The sequence below is a fragment of the Pseudomonas sp. UME65 genome (genome assembly GCF_014170225.1).
Classification (GTDB): domain Bacteria; phylum Pseudomonadota; class Gammaproteobacteria; order Pseudomonadales; family Pseudomonadaceae; genus Aquipseudomonas; species Aquipseudomonas protegens.
The window spans coordinates 604,983-623,590 of record NZ_LZZQ01000016.1; the positions used below are offsets into that span (position 1 = coordinate 604,983).

General features: G+C 66.9%; 12 protein-coding genes. 10 read left to right on the forward strand and 2 right to left on the reverse strand.

Annotated elements, in window-relative coordinates; genetic code table 11:
* Window positions 1-117: 117 nt before the first annotated feature.
* The gene (locus A9971_RS27850; RefSeq protein ID WP_123430718.1) at window positions 118-849 is read right to left on the reverse strand and encodes a class II aldolase/adducin family protein; all 732 of its coding nucleotides are present in this window, start codon (window positions 847-849) and stop codon (window positions 118-120) included.
* Between the two features lie 15 nt (window positions 850-864).
* Window positions 865-1,920: an ABC transporter substrate-binding protein gene (locus A9971_RS27855; protein WP_123430717.1), complete on the reverse strand. Its 1,056-nt coding sequence runs from the start codon at window positions 1,918-1,920 to the stop codon at window positions 865-867.
* A gap of 572 nt (window positions 1,921-2,492) precedes the next feature.
* Between A9971_RS27855 and A9971_RS27860 the strand changes: the two genes are divergently transcribed.
* The 10 genes from A9971_RS27860 (at window position 2,493) to A9971_RS27905 (ending at window position 18,600) form a co-directional block, all read left to right on the forward strand.
* Window positions 2,493-3,740 carry an acyl-CoA dehydrogenase family protein gene (locus A9971_RS27860; RefSeq protein ID WP_183000241.1) on the forward strand — a complete coding sequence of 416 codons (1,248 nt, stop codon included), beginning with the start codon at window positions 2,493-2,495 and terminating at the stop codon, window positions 3,738-3,740.
* 241 nt (window positions 3,741-3,981) lie between these two features.
* Entirely contained in the window at window positions 3,982-5,763 is a 1,782-nt protein-coding gene (locus A9971_RS27865) for an ABC transporter ATP-binding protein (protein ID WP_183000242.1), read from the forward strand.
* Window positions 5,756-7,663, forward strand: coding sequence for an ABC transporter ATP-binding protein (locus tag A9971_RS27870; protein WP_183000243.1), 1,908 nt, complete (start codon window positions 5,756-5,758; stop codon window positions 7,661-7,663). The genes A9971_RS27865 and A9971_RS27870 overlap by 8 nt, the downstream gene beginning before the upstream one ends.
* Window positions 7,664-7,934: 271 nt before the next feature.
* The gene (locus tag A9971_RS27875; protein ID WP_183000244.1) at window positions 7,935-9,092 is read left to right on the forward strand and encodes an LLM class flavin-dependent oxidoreductase; all 1,158 of its coding nucleotides are present in this window, start codon (window positions 7,935-7,937) and stop codon (window positions 9,090-9,092) included.
* A gap of 19 nt (window positions 9,093-9,111) precedes the next feature.
* Window positions 9,112-10,164, forward strand: coding sequence for an ABC transporter substrate-binding protein (locus A9971_RS27880; protein ID WP_011061459.1), 1,053 nt, complete (start codon window positions 9,112-9,114; stop codon window positions 10,162-10,164).
* Between the two features lie 37 nt (window positions 10,165-10,201).
* Window positions 10,202-11,260 carry an ABC transporter substrate-binding protein gene (locus A9971_RS27885; protein WP_011061460.1) on the forward strand — a complete coding sequence of 353 codons (1,059 nt, stop codon included), beginning with the start codon at window positions 10,202-10,204 and terminating at the stop codon, window positions 11,258-11,260.
* Between the two features lie 503 nt (window positions 11,261-11,763).
* Window positions 11,764-14,034, forward strand: a complete 2,271-nt coding sequence (locus A9971_RS27890) for a TonB-dependent receptor (RefSeq protein ID WP_183000245.1) — start codon at window positions 11,764-11,766, stop codon at window positions 14,032-14,034.
* A 189-nt stretch (window positions 14,035-14,223) separates the two neighbouring features.
* On the forward strand, window positions 14,224-16,695 hold the full coding sequence (locus A9971_RS27895; protein WP_174395782.1) for a TonB-dependent siderophore receptor: 2,472 nt from the start codon (window positions 14,224-14,226) through the stop codon (window positions 16,693-16,695).
* Window positions 16,696-17,060: 365 nt separating this feature from the next.
* Window positions 17,061-17,828 (forward strand): ABC transporter permease, encoded by a 768-nt coding sequence (locus A9971_RS27900; RefSeq protein ID WP_019094960.1) that lies wholly within the window; start codon window positions 17,061-17,063, stop codon window positions 17,826-17,828.
* Between the two features lie 10 nt (window positions 17,829-17,838).
* Window positions 17,839-18,600, forward strand: coding sequence for an ABC transporter permease (locus tag A9971_RS27905; protein WP_015635737.1), 762 nt, complete (start codon window positions 17,839-17,841; stop codon window positions 18,598-18,600).
* Window positions 18,601-18,608 lie beyond the last annotated feature (8 nt).

Genomic DNA, 18,608 nt, shown 5'->3' on the forward strand with positions numbered 1-18,608 from the left:
GTAGGAGCCGGCTTGCTGGCGAAGAGGCCCTCAAGCCTTGTATCGCCCTTGCGGGCGCTTTCGCTGGCAAGCCAGCTCCTACAACAGCTCCGATAGCCGCAGCCAGGGGGCGGCAGGTCAGCTGCGACGGTCGATGGCGGGCACCAGGCCGAGCTCCGTGGCGCGCTCGTACAGGCCGCTCATCTTCCATTGCTGGGTCAGTACGCCTGGGCCATAAGGGCGGGAGCCACCCAGGGCGTCGGCCAGCAGTTGCAGTTGCGCGCCCTCTTCCAGCAACAGGATGAATTCCGCCGTGGCCCGCAGGCCCTGCTTGCCCCATACCGTGGAGCCGCCGTTGGCTTCGAGAATCGCCAGGTTGAAGGGGTTCTGGGCAATGCTGTCGAGGATGAAGTCCACCTCGGGCTGGCGCCGGTCGATGTACACCGGCAGCTCCCGGGCCAGCTGGTAGCGCTGCACCGGCACATAGTGGAACGGCAGCGTGCGGTGGGTCTGGGCCCAGGCGCCCAGGTACGGCGAGTGCACATGGGACACGGTGGTGATGTCGGCATGCTGCTGGAACAGCTTGGTATAGCGACCGAGGCCGCCCTTGCCCTGGCCCAGGATCACCTTGCCGGCAAAGTCGGTGACCGTGGCCTGCAACGGTTTGCGGTAGTTCCACGGGCCGCCGTAGTTCACCGAGACCAGCAGTTCCTGGCCCGGTACCCGCTCGATGAAGCCCACGGTGCCGTTGGCGGTGATGGTCTGGGTTTCGCGGAACACGGTGAACGCCTGTTCGGCCTCCAGCAGCACCTGATTGATGAAGGCCTGCAGTTCCTGGGTAATCGGGGTTTCGTTGATCAATACAGTCATGGCAATTCTCCGGGTTCAGGCGCGGCGCTGGGCCAGCAGTTCATGGGCGGCGTGCAAGGGACGTGGGTCGACCCAGTCGGCAATGGCGAAATCCCGTTCCAGGAAGCCATGGCGATAGAGGAAGTTTTTCTGGATATCGAGGAACTCCAGGCGCTGGGGCGACAGGTCCGGCGCCAGGGTGGTGTGGAAGTCGCCGCGGTAGGCCTCATTCACTCCGGCACTGCCGGCCCGGGTTTCCTCTTCCAGGATGGCGTTCAGGGCCGGCCGGTTGTGGGCCGCCCAGTCGGCGGCGCGCAGGGTCTGGGCGAGAAAGCGCACCACCAGGTCGAAGTGATTGTCCAAGAGGCTCTGGTGCACGGTGATCGGCCGTGGCGTGCCGTTGTTGATGCGGTAGCGCGGCTCGGCGATCAGGTCCAGGTCGATGCCCACCACCAGCCCCAGGCGCCGCGCGGCATCGGCGGCGGCAGCCCCCTTGACGTAGACCGCGTCCACCTCGCCGCGCACCAGGTAGTCCAGGCCGGACCACAGGCGCTGCAAACCTTCCTGGGGCGTCGCCGCACGCTCCTGGTCCTGCAGCGCCACTTCCACCAGCTCGACATCGTCGAAACCCAGGCCCGCCAGGCTCAGGGCGCCTTTGTAGCCGTGCAGGCTCATGGCCCGGGCGATGCTGCCCGGGCGGTTTTCGCCCCAGGCCGGGAGCGCCAGGCGCTTGCCCTTGAGGTGCTCGGGGCGGCTGATGCCGGAGTCCGGGCGCACCAGCAAGGTTTGCCATTCCTCGATCCAGGTCAGGCCGATCAGCCGGCTGGGGGAACCGGCGGCGCGGGCAGCCAGGGCCGGCACGTTGCCGCCCTCGCGAAACAGCCCGGGCAACTGATGATCGTAATGGTGATGGCCCAGTTGCCGGGCTTCCTGCAGGGTCGCGACCGGCAGGCCGTCGTCGGCAAACTCCTCGCTGAGCCAGCCCAGCTTGTAGGCGATCCCGGAAGCCGTGGGCACCGGGCAGCGGGTGAACCAGATCTGCTCCAGTTCAGGCTGGGCAGCGGACGTGGGCAATGTGGCGGCAAGCGTCATGAACGAGTTCCTGTGCAATGGCTGTTGCCAGGGCTATTGCAGCGCCCGTGCCAACCGGGCAAGGCCCCGGATTACGGGGCCGGGGCCGCTGCCCGCGAAACCGGCACCTCGCCGACTGCTGCCCGACCAGCAGCATTGCGCAGCGACTGCTGCTGATGGAGCAACGGGCCGACGAGCATTGCTGCTGGAGCAGCAGCAGGCGTTTTAGCACCCATTGCGCACCCGCCCGCCAGCCGTGTCGCACAAGGCCTGCAACGGATTTTCAGCACACTGAAAAGGCCCTGGCGCAGAACTTGCTCAAGCCTCCTCAAACCCAGCCCTTTTTCGTAGGAGCTGGCTTGCCAGCGAAGGCGTCGCCAAGACCGGCGCAAGGTTCAAGGGCCCCTTCGCCGGCAAGCCGGCTCCTACGGATCAGGTCGATACACACGCCCCTGTAGGAGCTGGCTTGCCAGCGAAGGCGTTGCCAAGACTGGCGCCAGGCTCAAGGGCCCCTTCGCCGGCAAGCCGGCTCCTACGGATCAGGTCGATACACACGCCCCTGGGGGCAGTTTTCTTCAGATAGAGGTACCAGCATGAGTAGCGTTCAAGCCCTTCCTGTCACTCCGGTCCGTGTCCTGGGCAGCGAGGCCGAAGCCATCGCCGTGGCCCGGGAAATCGCCACGGAAATCGCCGCCATCGCCGCCGACAGCCAGGCCAACGGCCAGTTGCCGCGGCGCCAGGCGCAGTTGCTGTCCGACAGCGGCCTGACCGCCATCGGTGTGCCCAAGGCCTTCGGTGGCCTGGGGGCCTCGGTGGCCACCATCGTCGAAACGGTGCGCCTGATCTCGGTGGCCGATGGCGGTGTCGGCCAGTTGCTGCAGATCCACAACGTGATGCTGTGGGGCATCTTCAACGGTTACCCGGATGCCGTGCGCGACCGCGTGGTCAGCGACGTGCTGGCCGGCAAGCGCCTGGGCAATGCCCTGGCGGAGGTCGGCGGCAAGAACAAGTTCGCCCTCAAGACCCGTATCGAGCGCCGCGCCGACGGCAAGCTGATCCTTAACGGCAGCAAGTTCTACTCCACCGGTTCCTACCTGGCCGAATGGATTTCCCTGACCGCCGCCAGCGAAGAAGGCGGCGCCGGGGTGCTGCTCAACCGTAACGCTCCGGGCCTGACCCTGGTGGACGACTGGCATGCCTTCGGCCAGCAGAATTCGGTCAGCGGCACGGTGCTGTTCGACAACATCGAACTGGACGAAGACTTTGTCTCGCCGCGCAAGGGCCCGATGAAACGCACCGGCCTGACCTTCCCGCAGATCCTCCATGCGGCCATCGACACCGGGATCGCCGCCGGAGCCCTGGGGGCCGCGGTGGACTACCTCAAGCAGCACGCCCGGCCCTGGGTGGAAAGCGGCGTCGACCACGCCAGCGAAGAGCCGCACATCATCAAGCAGATCGGTGAATACGCCGTGGCCCTGCGTGCTGCCGAATCCTTGCTGCGCGATGCCGCGCGGGTGTTCGACGAACACGAGCAGGACCCGGACAACAAGGAACTGCAAGATCAGTTGATCCTGTCCGTGGCCACCGCCCGGGCCCATTCCGACAGCGCCTCGCTGAAGATCTCCAGCGACATCTTCTCGCTGTTGGGGGCCAGTTCCTCCCTGAGCAAATGGAACCTCGACCGTTTCTGGCGCAATGCCCGGGTGCACACCACCCACGACCCGATCCGCTGGCGCCTGCACCACGTGGGCAACTACTACCTCAACGGCGTCGACCCGGGCGAATACACCGCGATCCTCAACGCCAAGGAGCAACAGGGCGCGACCCGCCCCGCACCATAACCCCAACCACCGCCATCCCTCGTAGGAGCTGGCTTGCCAGCGAAAGCGTCCTCAAGACCGACACAAGGCTCGGGGGCCTCTTCGCCGGCAAGCCGGCTCCTACCAATAACCATGGCATCACGCACACCGTAGGAGCTGGCTCGCCAGCGAAGGCGTCCTCAAGACCGACACAAGGCTCGAGGGCCTCTTCGCCGGCAAGCCGGCTCCTACGGGGGTGGCCGATTTTTTGAACGAGCCCTGCATGATCGAAAAACACCCTCTTTTGCGCGCGCTGGCGATCTACCGGGAAGTGCCCTGGCGCTTCACCCTGGTGGCGCTGCTCTATGTCGCCGTCAACCTCGGGCTGGTCTGGCAGCAGTGGCTGATCGGCCATGCGGTCAACGATGTCAGCAGCGGGCAGGCGGTAAAGCACCTGGCCGACGGCAGCCTGGATGCCAGCCTGGGCTGGTACTGGCTGTGGCTGCTGCTGGCGGTGGCCCTGGGCCGCGGCCTGTTGCAGTACGCCGCCACGGTGTTGTCCCTGGTGCTCAGCCAGGAACTGCTGACCCGCCTGCGCGAGCGCATTCTGCAGCAGGTCCAGGGCCTGCACCTGGGCTACCACTGGCAGCACGGCATGGGTGAAATGATCACCCGCACCACCCGCGATGCAGACAAGGTCCGCGATGCCCTGATCAGCTTCTGGCGCCAGGTGGTGGAAACGCCCCTGGTGGTGCTGGCCACGGTCGGCCTGCTGGCCTGGTACAGCCCCTGGCTGGCGGTGGTGCCGCTGCTGCTCACCGCCTGCGGACTGTGGATCTTCGTGCGCCAGACCGAGCACCTGGTGAGCCTCGACCGCGCAGTGGGCGCTGCCTACGACCGGGTCAACCAAGACCTCAGCGAGGGGATCGGCGGGGTGCGGGTGATCAAGTCCTTCGCCCTGGAGCACAGCCGCATCCAGGGTTTTGCCACCCAGGTCGGGCTGTTCGCCGAGCACGCGCGCCGGGCCCTGGCCTATTCCAGTTCGCGTATCCCCCTGCCCCAGGCCGTGGTCGCCCTCAGCCACGTGTGGATCCTGGTCTACGGAGCTCATCAGGTGGCGGCCGGGCAGCTGGGGATCGGCGAGCTGGTCAGCGCCCTGCTGATCGTCACCACCCTGGTGTTTCGCATCGAAGGCATCGGCCGGGTGATGCAGACCTTTGCCGATGCCCGCTCCAGTGCCGAGCGCATCTGGCAGTTGCTGGACGAGCCGCTGCACATCCGCAGTGGCAACGCCCGGCTGCCCCAGGCGCCCCTGGGGTTGCGCCTGGAGGGGGTCAGCGTCAGCGCCCACGGCGGTGGCCGGAAGATTCTCGATGACTGCACCCTGAGCCTTGAACCCGGCGAGGTGGTGGCCCTGGTGGGCGCCACCGGCACCGGCAAGAGCCTGTTGGCCAGCCTCCTGCCGCGCCTCACCGAGGCCGGTGCCGGCCGGGTGCTGCTGGGCTCGGAACTCAGCGGCTGGCAGGACGTGCGCGACCTGGACCTGCAACAGCTGCGGCGCCGGGTGCATGTGGTGCCCCAGGAAAGCTTCCTGTTTTCCAACACCCTGGCGGCCAACCTGCGCCTCACGGCCCCCGACGCCAGCCACCGGCAACTGCGCCAGGGCCTTGCCCTGGCAGCCGCCGAAGACGTACTGGAACGCTTGCCCCAAGGGCTGGACAGCCGCCTCGGCGATCGCGGGGTCACCCTCTCCGGTGGCCAGCGCCAGCGCCTGAGCCTGGCCCGGGCGCTGCTGGGGGAGCCGGACATTCTCTGCCTCGACGACGCCACCAGCGCCCTGGACGCCATCAGCGAACGCCAGGTGCTGGACAACATCCGCCAGTTGCGCCGAGACCAGGGCCGGGCCACCACCTTGCTGGTGATCTCCAGCAAGCTCTCGACCATTCTCCTGGCGGACCGGGTGTTGCTGCTGCAGGACGGGCGAATCCGCGCCAGCGGCCGCCACGCCGAGCTGCTCAAGACCAACGCCCACTACCGCGACCTGCTGGGAGTCGACCATGGCTAATCCAATCGCCGGCAAGGCCCTGAGCGATATCGAAATCGAGGAAATGCTTGCCCGCCAGGCCCTGGACCGCAGCATGCTGTCGCGCCTGCTGCCCCTGCTGCGGCCGATCCGCGGCCCGATCCTGACGGTGATCGGGATCGAGTTGCTGCTGGTGTTCACGGTGTTCCTGCGGCCCTGGTTCGTGCGCGAACTGCTGGACCGCGGGCTGGTCCCGGACCAGGGTCACTGGCTGCTGGACGAGTCCCTGGTGCTGTGGCTGGGCCTGGGGCTGGCGGCCAGCTGGCTGGGGCGCTTCGTCCTGGCCGGGCTGTCGCAGTTCGTCGCCGGCAGCGCGGCGATCCGGGTGCTCAACGACCTGCGGGTCAAGGTCTTTGCCCATATCCAGGCCCTGAGCGTCAGCTACTTCGACCAGACCCGCGCCGGGCGCATCATTTCCCGCGCCGACCGCGACGTCGACAGCCTGGAACCGCTGCTGATCCAGGGTCCGCCGGAGCTGCTGGGGGCCCTGCTGCGCTGCGGCCTGGCGGCGCTGATGCTGTGGCGCATCGACCCGCGCTTCTTCCTCAGCCTGGCGGCCACGGTGCCGCTGCTGGCGCTGGCGACCTGGGGCTTCAAGCGCATCTCCCAGCGCAACTGGGCCAGGGTCGCGGAGAACCGCAGCCGCTTCACCGCGCACCTGGTGGAAAGCGTCAGCGGCGCGCGCATGCTCCAGCAATGCGGGCAGCAGGAACCCAACCTGCAGCGCTATCGCGGCCTGCTGGATGACTTCAACCAGGCGCTGATCCGCGGCAGCCTGCGCTCCAGCTGGTTCGCCCCATTCACTGCGCTGCTCAGCACCGCCGGCATGGCCGCGCTGCTGCTGGTGGGCGGCTATGGGCTGGCCGATAACCAGATCAGCGTTGGCCAGATGGCGGAAAGCCTGTTCTACGTGTTTCTGTTTCTGGGCCCGTTGCAGGAACTCTCTGACCTGTTCGAACGCTACGCCACCGGCTCGGCCTCGGCGCAGCGGATCTTTCTGCTGCTGGACACCCGGCCCCAGGTCCTCGACCCGGCCCAGCCCCAGCGCATGCAGCGGGCCCGGGGCGAGGTCGGTTTCGAACAGGTGCGGTTCGCCTACGACCCCAGGAGCAAAAACGCGGTGATCCAGAACCTGGACCTGCAGATCAAGGCCGGCGAAGTGCTGGCGATTGTCGGCCCCTCGGGCCATGGCAAAAGCACCCTGGTGCAGTTGCTGACCCGTTTCTACGACGTTCAGGGCGGCGCCGTGACGCTCGACGGCGTGGACATCCGGCACCTGGCCCAGCACGACCTGCGCCGGGCCGTGGGCGTGGTGCTGCAGGACAATGTGCTGTTCAGCGGCACTATCCTCGACAACCTGCGCCTGGCAGCCCCCGGCGCCGATGATGCAACGCTGATTGCCGCGGCCCGGGAGCTGGGGGCCGACGAGGTGCTGGAACGCCTGCCCCACCAGTACCACAGCGAGGTCGGCCCCCTGGGTGGACACCTGAGCCATGGCCAGCGGCAACTGGTGTGCCTGGTACGGGCCTACCTGGCCAACCCGGCGGTGCTGGTACTGGACGAAGCCACCTCGGCGGTGGACATCCACACCGAGCGGCGCATCCAGCGCGCCCTGCGCCGGCTGTGCCAGGGGCGCACGGCGATCATCATCGCCCACCGCCTGGCGACCATCCGCGACGCCGACCGGATCGCGGTGATCCGCCACGGCCAACTGGTGGAACAGGGACCGCATCAGCAGTTGATCCGGCAGAACGGCGCCTATGCGGCGTTGTACCAGGCCTATCTGCGTAGCGCCGACCAACCCGGCGGCGCAAACCCCGCGGCCCCTTTCGCCGGCAAGCCGGCTCCTACACAAGCACCGCCGATATCGCGCCAGCTGTAGGCGCTGGCTTGCCAGCGAAGGCGTCCGCAAGGACAGCACAAGGCTCAAGGGCCTCTTCGCCGGCAAGGAGGCGCTGGGTTGTTGCGCGCTCAGCAGCGGTTGCTGCCGGGGTGCTGCTACAGCAGCACCAGGGCCCTGCGCTAGGCCGGCTGAAGCCCCCGAACCCCCGCCATGCTGGGCTGCGACGGCCATGGCATGGCCGTTGCAATTACCCCCTGACAGGCGTCTTCGCACCCGCGCGGCGCAACGCGTTACTGAATCAGGAGCACCCATGAGCACTGAATTTTTCTGGCGCCTGCCGCTGGGCACCGACGGCCCGCAGTTGAGCACCGACAAGCACAATCGCGGCAACCCCCACCCCCGCGCCGGGCATATCGCCCCCGGGCGCCTGGCCAACGGCGAGCCCGACGGTTTCACCTACATCGACTACATCGCCCAGGTGGCCAAGGCCGCCGAGCTGGCGGGCTTCGAAGGCGCCCTGCTGCCTACCGGCCCCGAGCCCTGGGTGGTGGCCGCGGCCCTGGCCCGGGAAACCCGGCGCATCCGCTTTCTGATCGCCTTCCAGGCCACCTGGACCCTGCCGGCCTACGCCGCCCAACAGGCGGCGATCCTGCAGAACCTCAGCCACGGCCGCCTGGACTGGAACATCATCACCGGCGGCAACCCGGTCAGCCAGCGAGCCAATGGCGATTACCTGGACCACGACCGGCGCTACCAGCGCACCGGCGAGTTCCTCGACATCATCCAGGGCCTGTGGCAGAACGAACGCTTCTCCTATGACGGCGATATCTACCAGCTGGAGAACGGCGCCCTGCCCCAGGGCCTGCAGCAGGAGCGCAAGCCGGGGGTGTATTTTTCCGGTTTCTCCGATGCGGCCCTGGACGTGGCGGCGCGGCACGCCGACGTCTACCTCAACTGGGCCGAGCCCATCGACCAGCTCAAGCCCCACATCGAGCGAGTTCGCGAGCTGGCGGACAAACAGGGGCGCACGGTGCGCTTCGGCCTGCGGGTCGATCTGTTCGCCCGGGAAACCGAAGAGCAGGCCTGGGCCGACCTGCGCCGCCAGTTCGACAAGCTCGAAGGCAAGGGCAGCCTGATCGCCAAGAACTTCACCAGCGGCTCGGATTCGGTGGGCGCTGCGCGGCAGACCGCCTACCACCAGAACGTCGACCGCTTCGACGACCTGATCCTCGGCCCCAACCTCTGGGCCGGCTTCGCCAAGGCCAAGCCGGGGCCCACCGTGGGCCTGGTGGGCAGCCACCAGAACGTTGCCGAGCGCCTGGCGGAGTACCGCGATGCCGGTTTCTCCACCTTCATCCTGGCGGGCAACCCGCACCTGGAAGAAGCCCTGCGCATCGGCCAGGAAGTCCTGCCCCTGGTGCAGCAACGCCCCGTCGCCCAGGCGACGCCGCTACAGGCCCGCGCCTGAGCCTATAAGGAGCCCGTTCATGTCCCATCCTCTGGATACCCTCTGGTACACCCGCTGCCCGGTCCCCACGGGCCTGGGCATTGCCGTGCAGAAAGGCTGGCTGCAAGACAGCCTCGGCGCCCTCGGCACCCAGGTGCAGTCGCTGCGCGAGTCCAGCGACCAGGCCGTGCGCGAGTCGCACTTCGATCACAGCCTGCGCAACTCGGTGCGCCACGGCGGCAGCATCCCGGCCCTCTGGGCCCGGGCCCAGGGCCGGGAAACCCGGCTGATCGGCCTGTCCTGGGCCGATGAGGTGCAACTGATCCTGACCCGTGCCGACAGCGGCATCCACCGCATCAAGGAGCTCAAGGGCCGACGCTTCGGCCTGCCGGACTGGGCCGGCGCACAGATCGACTTCACCCGCGCCCAGGCCCTGCGCGGCCTGGAAAACGCCCTGGGCCTGGACGGCCTGCAAGTGGGCGACCTGCAACTGGTGAACTACCGCTACGGCGGCACCTTCAGCGACCCCCAGGTGCAGACCCTGGCCGACACCCCGGTCAGCGCCCAGCCCAGCAGCGGACGCAACCTGGAACTGCAGGGCCTGCTGCGAGGCGAAGTCGACGCGATCTTCCTCAAGGGCGCCAGCGCCGCCCGCCATGCCCACGAGTTCGGCCTGCGTACCCTGATCGACACCGGCGCCCACCCCGACCCGCTGATCCGCTGCAACAACGGCACACCGCGCACCCTGACAGTGGACAGTCATCTGCTGGAGCAGCACTTGGACGTCGCCACCGGGATTCTCGGCGCGGTGCTGCGGGCCGAAGACTGGGCCCGCCACCACCCGGAAGACACCCGCCGCTACCTGGCCCGGGAAACCAACAGTAGCGAGTACTGGACCAGCGCTGCCTATGGCGAGGATGCCCACCTGCGCCTGCGCACCGGCCTGGAAGAACAGGCCATCGACGCGCTGCAGGATTTCAGCGCCTTCCTGCGGCGCTGGCGCTTCATCCCGCAGCAGGTGGATGTGCGCCAATGGATCGACCGCCGGCCGCTGGATGCGCTGCTGGCTACCCCTACCGCTCTGGCCGGCTGACCGCGCCAGGTTTCATGGATTCGAACTGAAGACCCTTATGAGCAAATCACTCGATACCCTCTGGTACACCCACAGCCCGGTGCCCACCGGGCTCGGCATCGCGGTACAGTCCGGACGCCTGGCAGAGGCCTTCCTGCCGTTCGGCACCAATATCCAGTCCCTGCGCGAATCCAGCGAACGCGAAGTGCGCGAGGCCCACTACGACCACCACCTGCAGAACTCGGTGCGCCACGGCGGCAACATCCCGGCCATCTGGGCCTACTCCAGCGGCGTGCAGACCCGGGTCCTGGGCTTGTCCTGGAGCGACGAGGTGCAGTTGATCCTAACCACCGCGGAAAGCGGCGTGAAGAGCATCCGCGACCTGAAGAACCGTCGCTTCGGCCTGCCCAAGTGGGCCAACGTGCAGATCGACTTCACCCGGGCCCAGGCCCTGCGCGGCCTGGAGAACGCCCTCAGGTTAGAAGGCCTGGAAGTGGCCGACGTGGAACTGGTGGACTACCCCTACGGCGGCACCTACAGCGACGAGCAGAAGCAGCACCTGTACGGTTCCGAAGTGAGCCTCGGGGTGACCCGCTTCAGCCGGCGCAACAACGAACTGATCGGCCTGCTGCGGGGCGACATCGATGCGATCTTCCTCAAGGGCGCCCACGCCGTGCACCTGGCCAACGAGTTCGGCCTGCAGGTGGTGGTGGACACCGGCTCCCACCCCGACCCGCTGATCCGCTCCAACAACGGCACCCCGCGTACCCTGACCGTGGACACCCACCTGCTGCGCGAGCACTTCGACGCCAGCGTGAAGATCGTCGACACCGTATTGCGCACCGAACAATGGGCCTGGGCCAACCCCGAGGAAACCCGGCGCTTCCTGGCCCGGGAACTGAACACCAGCGAGTACTGGGTGGCGGCCGCCTATGGCGAGGATGCCCACCGACGCCTGCGCACCACCCTGGATGCGCGATCCATCGAGGCCTTGCAGGACTTCACCGATTTCTTGCATCGCTGGCAGTTCATTCCACGGCGTTTCGACGTGCGCGAGTGGATCGACTTCAGTGTGCTGGAGACGGTCATCGGCTCCACCTCCCGCGTGGCGGTATAACCCCACGAACTGACGGTGGAACCCGTAGGAGCTGGCTTGCCAGCGAAGGCGTCAGCCCAGGCGATGCATGTCTCGCGGGCCTCTTCGCCGGCAAGCCGACTCCTACATAAGCAGGTACACCGCATCCCTGCGTAGGAGCTGGCTTGCCAGCGAAGGCGCCAGCCCAGGCGATGCATGTCTCGCGGGCCTCTTCGCCGGCAAGCCGGCTCCTACGGGCTGGGGAGCCGGTGTTGGTGCAGCAACAGTCCAGCGGGCAATCGGTGCTGCTCCAGCAGCACCAGCCAAGCAACTTCTGCTGAATCCTGCGCAGGATGTTTTAAACCTCTGGCCCGCAACTTTTCACGCCTGCCAAACCCCTCTCTAAAACACTCAAACGAATTTAAATTAAGCCTTGTTTTTCAATGAGTTGATCAAACTAACGCTTACCCATAAAACCCACTAAGCCTCTTGGCACGTTCTCTGCTCTAGCCCTCTTAGCGAAACTTTAAATGGGGGAGTTCAACATGCATAAGCTTAATCCGATCACCAAGAGTCTATGGCTGGCACTGGCGCTCACCGGGGGCACATTCAGCCAGGGCCTGCTGGCCGCCGAAACCACAGACACCGACACCACCGGGAACAGCAGCGAACCCGCCCTGAAGACCGTCACCGTCACCGCCCAGCACCGGGAGGAAACCCTGCAAGAGGTTCCGGTGGCGGTGTCCGCCGTACAGGGCACCAGCCTGGTGACCGACGGGGTGCGCAACATGGGCGACATCACCACCTTCATCCCCAACGCCTCGGCCAAGAACCCCGACGGCGACGGCCGCCCACGCTGGTACATACGCGGCCTGGGCACGGGCGACACCGGGGCGGCCACGGTGTTCCCGGTGGGCATCTACGCCGATGATGTCTACCTCAACGCGCCCATCGCCGGCGGCGGGCCGCTGTTCGACCTGGAGCGCATCGAGATCCTGCGCGGGCCCCAGGGCACCCTGTACGGCAAGAACACCACTGCCGGTGCGGTCAATGTGATTTCCAAGAAGCCGACCTTCGACACCGACGGCTACGGCACCCTGGGCATCGGCAGCAAGAGCGAGCGCATCCTCAATGGCGCCATCGGCGGTGCCCTGGTGGATGACAGGCTGGCGGCGCGGCTGTCGCTGTATTCGGAAGAACGCGACGGCTTCCAGAAGAACCTCACCGACGACCATACCTACGGCGACGTCGACAAGAAGGCCGTGCGCCTGCAATTCCTGGCCAAGCTCAACCCGGACCTGGACGCCCTGCTGAAGATCCACGCCCGGGAATACAAGGGCGACGGCAGCAACGGCTCGCTGCCGGTGGGCCGTTACTACAACGTCGGCTACCAGCGGCCCGACGGACGCAACATCGCCCTCAACGTCAACGAGGATGCCAAGCTCGATCACGACGGTACGTCCCTGACCCTGAACTGGCACCTGGGGGACTACACCCTGACCTCCATCAGCGCCTACGACTACATTCGCGGGCAGTCCACCAGCGATGCCGACTACACCCCCTACGAAGTCAACGGCGCGGCCATCAGCGACAACCGCTACAACCAGTACTCCCAGGAACTGCGCCTGGCCTCGCCGCAGCAGGAAACCCTGCGCTGGCTGGCGGGGGTGCACTACTTCCATGAGGACCTGAACAGCTCGGCCAAGCGCCTCATCACCCCGGGCCCCACGCCCAACGGCACCGGCTCCAACCAGACCGGCGGCGCCACCGACTTTCGCGACCTCAACTACCAGCACACCACCGACAGCTACGCGCTGTTCGGCAACCTGACCTACGACTTCACCGACAACTTCACCGTGACCGGCGGCCTGCGCTGGACCCAGGAAAAGAAAGACATCGACCTGGACCTGACCCAGCTCACCCGCGCCACCGCCAACGGCCCGCTGATCCCCCTGGGCGCCGCCGGCAGCAATGGCAGCCGCGACGAGAGCAAGACCTGGGAAGCCTGGACCTACGATCTGACCCCGGAATACCGGATCAACGACAACGTCCGGGTGTTCATGCGCTACGCCCACGGTTTCCGCTCCGGGGGCTTCAATACCGGGCTGTCCACCAGCCTGGCGCAGTTGACCACGGTGGACCCGGAGAAACTCGACGCCTACGAGATCGGCCTCAAGTCGGAATGGTTCAACCATCGCCTGACCGCCAACGCCAACGTCTTCTACTACGACTACTCGGACATCCAGGTGAACCTGCTGACGGTCAACAACGGCGTGCTCACCACGGCCCTGACCAATGGCGCCAAGGGCAAGGTCAAGGGCGCGGAACTGGAGCTCGAAGGCCAGCCCACCGACTATCTGCACCTGCGGGCGGCGATCTCGTTCCTGGATACCGAGTACACCGACTTCAAGAACACCAACCCCAACACCGGCGCGGTCACCGGCGACTACAGCGGCAACAGTTTCGTGCGCTCGCCGCGCAACGTGGTGTCCCTGGGGGCCGACTACACCATTCCCCTGGAGATCGGCGGCAAGCTGGTGGCCGGCGGCGACGTGAGTTTCCGCGACAAGGAATACTTCCTCGCCGACCGCCAGAGCAGCGCCGACAAGACCCTGAGCCAGCCCCACTACACCCTGGCCAACACCCGCCTGACCTGGTTCAGCCCGGATGAAAAGCTCAGCGTCACCGGCTTCGTCAACAACCTCACCGACCGCCGCTACCAGGTCCATGGCCGGCCCAACGGCACCCTGGGGCAATACGTCATCACCTACGGCGACCCGCGCACCGTGGGCCTGAGCGTCACCAGCCGCTTCTGACACCCGCGGCAGGCCACCCGAACCCTGATTTCCGGGCCGCCGGTATCGCCCACCACCGCACCCACCCTGTAGGAGCCGGCTTGCCGGCGAAGAGGCCCGCAAGCCTTGCGCCGTCCATGACGACGCCTTCGCTGGCAAGCCAGCGCCTACAGGGGCGGTTGGGGTCATTCATTTCAGAAGGAATCAAAGATGTTCCATCGCAATCCGTTGGCCGGCGCCGTGGCGCTGGTCGTCGGCAGCCTTGCCGTGCCCGCGTTCGCTGCCCAGACCTCAAGCAATGCCCCCGGCGCCAGCGCCGATCACCTGGACACGGTGGTGGTGCTGGGCACCCGGCGCAGTGATGTAACGGCCCTGGAAAGCGCCGCACCGGTGGACGTGCTGTCCGCCCAGCAGTTGCAGCAGACCGGGGCCAGCGACCTGTCCGGCGCCCTCACCGCCCTCTCGCCTTCGTTCAGCTACCCGCAGTCGCCCCAGGGCGCCTTCGCCGGCTCCATCGCCCAGGGTGCTTCCCTGCGCGGCCTGGCGTCGGACCAGGTGCTGGTGCTGGTCAATGGCAAGCGCCGCCACACCAGCGCCAACGTCACCCGCCAGAGCCTGGTCAACGGCCGCGGCGCCGCCGCGGTGGACCTGAGCCTGATCCCCCTGAGCGCCATCGAGCGAGTGGAGATCCTGCGCGACGGCGCCGCCGCCCAGTACGGCTCCGACGCCATCGCCGGGGTGATCAATATCGTGCTCAAGGAAAAGGACGACGGCGGCAACCTCGGCTACCGTTTCGGCGGCTACGACAAGGGCGACGGCCTGCAGCGCAAGCTCAGCGGCTGGAAGGGCTTGAGCCTGCCCAACGACGGCTTTTTGACCCTGAGCTTCGATGCCGGCAGCCAGGACCCGGCCAGTGACACCAACCCCGACAACCGGATCTTCTACCCCGGCTCCACCAGCACCAGCACCCCCCGGGAACAGAACAACCGCTACCGCACCTGGCGCTGGGGCTCGGGCAATGTCTCGGACCAGTACAACTTCGCCGCCAACAGCGAGTTCGGCCTGGGCGAGGGGCTGACCGCCTACGGTTTTGCCACCTACTCCCACAAGAACACCGACGCCGAAGGCTTCTTCGACCCGCCCACCACCTTGCGCAACAACTACGGCAGCGACGCCCTGCAACGCTACCCCGACGGCCGCCTGCCGATCACCCGCTACTCGCTGGAGGACTATGCCCTGACCGGTGGCCTGCGCTACGAGGACGAACGCCTGGGCAAGTTCGACCTGGCGCTGAACCACGGTGACAACAGCCTGAAATCCGCCGACCGCAACGCCATCAACCCCAGCTGGGGCGAGGCCAGCCCGGCGAAGATCTACACCGGCAAGCGCGAGGCCGACCAGACCAACCTGACCCTGGACTGGGTGCGGGACTTCCCCACCGACCTCCTGTTCAAGCCCCTGACCCTGTCGGCGGGCCTGGCCTGGCGCCAGGAGAACTACGAACTCAGCGCCGGCGAAGCGGCGGGCTGGCAGAACGGGCCGCTGTTCAATACCGTGGACCCGGTCACCGGGCGGCGCATTCCCGGCTACTACTCGGGCATTACCCAGGTCGACGCCGCATCCCTTGAGCGCAAGGTCTGGGGCGCCTATATCGACGTCGAAGGCCAGGTCACCGAGAAATTCCAGGCCGGGGTGGCGGTGCGCACCGAGCACTACTCGGATTTTGGCGACACCACCAACGGCAAGCTGTCGCTGCGTTACGACTTCACCCCGCAGCTCGCCGCGCGGGCCACCGCCAGCACCGGCTACCGGGCGCCGTCCCTGGTGCAGAGCGGGTTGTCCTCGTTCAGCGTGCAAGTGGTGGAGCAACCGCCGGGCAGCGGCAACTACGTCGAGGTGCAGCAACGCACCCTGCGCGCCGACAGCCCGGAAGCCAAGCTGCTGGGGGGCAAGGCGCTGAAGCCCGAGGAGTCCACCAACTACTCCCTGGGCCTGGTCTGGCGGCCCCTGGCCAACGCCTCGGTGACCCTGGATGCGTACCGGATCAACATCGACAACCGCATCACCCTGTCCGACCAGTTGCCGGCCTCGGTGGTCACGCCGATCTTTGCCGGCACCCCTTACGCCAACATCCAGAGCGCAGCCTTCTACACCAACGTCGCCGACACCCGCACCGATGGCGTCGAGCTGACCGGCAACTACCAACTGGACCTGCAGCAATGGGGGCGCCTGAACCTGTCCAGCGGCTACAGCCAGAACAACACCCGGATCACCGCCCTGCGGGACGTGGGCGACATCGCCGGCTCGCAGATCGTCGGCCGCACCACCCAGGGCCTGATCGAGGACGGCACGCCGAAGAACAAGCTGACCCTGAGCGCCAACTGGCTGTACGACAGCTGGGGCCTGACCCTGGCACAACGCAGGTACGGGCAATGGAAGAGCCTCAACGCCAGCAACCCGACCCTGGACCAGACCTTCAGCGCGCAATGGGTCACTGACCTGGACATTTCCTACAGCTTCGACAAGTCGCTGAAGCTGTCCGTGGGGGCCATCAACCTGTTCGATACCCACCCGGACAAGGCATCCGGGGCACAGTTGTATGGCGTGCCGAAATACTCCATCACCAGCCCCGAGGGGGCCCAGGGCGCGTTCTACTACACCAGCGTCAGTTACGACTTCTGAAACCTGACTGCTGCCGGGGTGTTGCCCTGGCAGCAGTGGCTGCTGCCCAGGCATCAGTTTCGCTGGCACGCCAGCGCCCACAACCCACCCACACGCCGCTCCTCCCGTAGGAGCCGGCTTGCCGGCGAACAGGCCCGTAAGCCCTGCATCGCCCCGACCGACGCCTTCGCTGGCAAGCCAGCTCCTACAGCCGCCAGATACATCCCGCAGGCCCGCCCGCCCCGTAAGCCGGCTTGCCGGCGAACAGGCCCGTAAGCCTTGCACCGCCCCGGCCGACGCTTTCGCTGGCAAGCCAGCTCCTACGAGCGCGCGATGGCACAGGTCTTGCGATAGGCATCGGGTACTTCGCCGATATAAGAACCGCCATGGCTCATTCCTTGCGCTGCACGCTCACCTCCCTGACCTGGCTGGTCTCGCCCCTGGCCCTGTTGCTGCTCTGGACCCTGGTGGCCCAGGCCGGGATCTTCCCGCGCAACCTGCTGGTACCGCCGGCCCAGGTGCTGCACACCTTCGAAACCCTGCTGGCCAGCGGCGAGTTGCTGGAGCATTTGCACAACAGCCTGTCGCGCCTGGGCCTGGGCTTTGCCCTGGGGGCCCTTGGCGGCCTGGTGTTCGGGGTGCTGATGGCCCTGTCCAAGACCGTCGAGGCGTACTGCGCGCCGCTGTTCCATACCCTGCGGCAGATCCCCAGCATCGCCCTGATCCCGATGTTCGTGCTGCTGTTGGGCATCGATGAAACCTTCAAGATCGTCATCGTCGCCAAGACTGCGTTCTTCCCCGTGGCCCTGGCCGCCAGCGAGGGGGTCAAGGCCATTCCCCGCAGTTACTTCGAGGTGGCCGACGTCTACCGCCTGCGCTGGCCGACCCTGGTGCGCCAGATCGCCCTGCCCGCCGCGGCACCACCGATCATCACCGGCCTGCGCATCGGCCTGACCCGCTGCTGGGTGGTGCTGGTGGCCACCGAGCTGCTGGCCGCCGACAGCGGCCTGGGGCAGATGATCGAGATGGCCCGGCAGATGCTGCGCATCGATGTGGTGATGGTGGGGATAGTGGTCACCGGCGTGATCGGCTTTGCCCTGGACTTCTCCTTCCGCCGCCTGGAACAGCGCGTGCTGCGCTGGCAAACCCGCTAGGAGCCCTTGCATGACGACTCTACTGGCCAAGTTTCGCGGCCTGCTGCTGCCCCTGCTGCTGATCGGCGGCTGGGAATACCTGTCCCGCCAGGACGCCGCCGGGGCCTACGCCTTCGTGCCGCTCTCCACCATCGCCAGCGCCTTGCTGGAGCTGCTGGGCAACGGCGAATTGCCGGTCAACCTGCTGGCCAGCCTGGGCCGGGCCAGCGGCGGCCTGCTGCTGGGCACCCTGGCCGGGGTCATGCTGGGAGCCCTGATGGCCCTCTCGACCCTGGCCAACCGCCTGATCGGCCCGCTGTTCCATTCGATCCGCCAGGTGCCGATGCTCGGCTGGATTCCGCTGATTGCCATGTGGTTCGGCAACGGTGAGTTTTCCAAGATGCTGATCGTCAGCCTCGCGGCCTTCTACCCCATGGTGCTCAACACCTACCAGGGCTTTTGCCAGGTGGAACGGCGCTACCGCGAGGTCGGCCAGGTGCTGGTGCTAAACCCGGCGCAGCGGCTGCGGCACATCCTGCTGCCGGCGGCCCTGCCGAGCATTGCCACCGGCCTGTTGCAGGCCCTGGCCTTTGCCTGGGTGACAGCGGTGGGCAGCGAGCTGTTCCTGTCCTCCGGGGCCGGCCTGGGCAACCTGATGATGAACGCCGAAGCCGGCTCACGCATGGAAGTGATAGTGCTCTGCGTGCTGTGCATCGGCCTGTGCGGCTACCTGATGACATTGCTGCTGACCCTTCTGAGCCGCCGCCTGCTGCGCTGGCGCCCTACCCGTTAAGGCCTCCC

Bases quoted from the DNA above. Each gene is read 5' to 3' on its own strand.
- A9971_RS27895 (WP_174395782.1), top strand. From the start codon at position 14,224: ATGTTCCATCGCAATCCGTTGGCCGGCGCCGTGGCGCTGGTCGTCGGC.
- A9971_RS27900 (WP_019094960.1), top strand. From the start codon at position 17,061: ATGGCTCATTCCTTGCGCTGCACGCTCACCTCCCTGACCTGGCTGGTC.
- A9971_RS27890 (WP_183000245.1), top strand. From the start codon at position 11,764: ATGCATAAGCTTAATCCGATCACCAAGAGTCTATGGCTGGCACTGGCG.
- A9971_RS27905 (WP_015635737.1), top strand. From the start codon at position 17,839: ATGACGACTCTACTGGCCAAGTTTCGCGGCCTGCTGCTGCCCCTGCTG.
- A9971_RS27875 (WP_183000244.1), top strand. From the start codon at position 7,935: ATGAGCACTGAATTTTTCTGGCGCCTGCCGCTGGGCACCGACGGCCCG.
- A9971_RS27865 (WP_183000242.1), top strand. From the start codon at position 3,982: ATGATCGAAAAACACCCTCTTTTGCGCGCGCTGGCGATCTACCGGGAA.
- A9971_RS27850 (WP_123430718.1), bottom strand. From the start codon at position 849: ATGACTGTATTGATCAACGAAACCCCGATTACCCAGGAACTGCAGGCC.
- A9971_RS27855 (WP_123430717.1), bottom strand. From the start codon at position 1,920: ATGACGCTTGCCGCCACATTGCCCACGTCCGCTGCCCAGCCTGAACTG.
- A9971_RS27860 (WP_183000241.1), top strand. From the start codon at position 2,493: ATGAGTAGCGTTCAAGCCCTTCCTGTCACTCCGGTCCGTGTCCTGGGC.
- A9971_RS27880 (WP_011061459.1), top strand. From the start codon at position 9,112: ATGTCCCATCCTCTGGATACCCTCTGGTACACCCGCTGCCCGGTCCCC.
- A9971_RS27870 (WP_183000243.1), top strand. From the start codon at position 5,756: ATGGCTAATCCAATCGCCGGCAAGGCCCTGAGCGATATCGAAATCGAG.
- A9971_RS27885 (WP_011061460.1), top strand. From the start codon at position 10,202: ATGAGCAAATCACTCGATACCCTCTGGTACACCCACAGCCCGGTGCCC.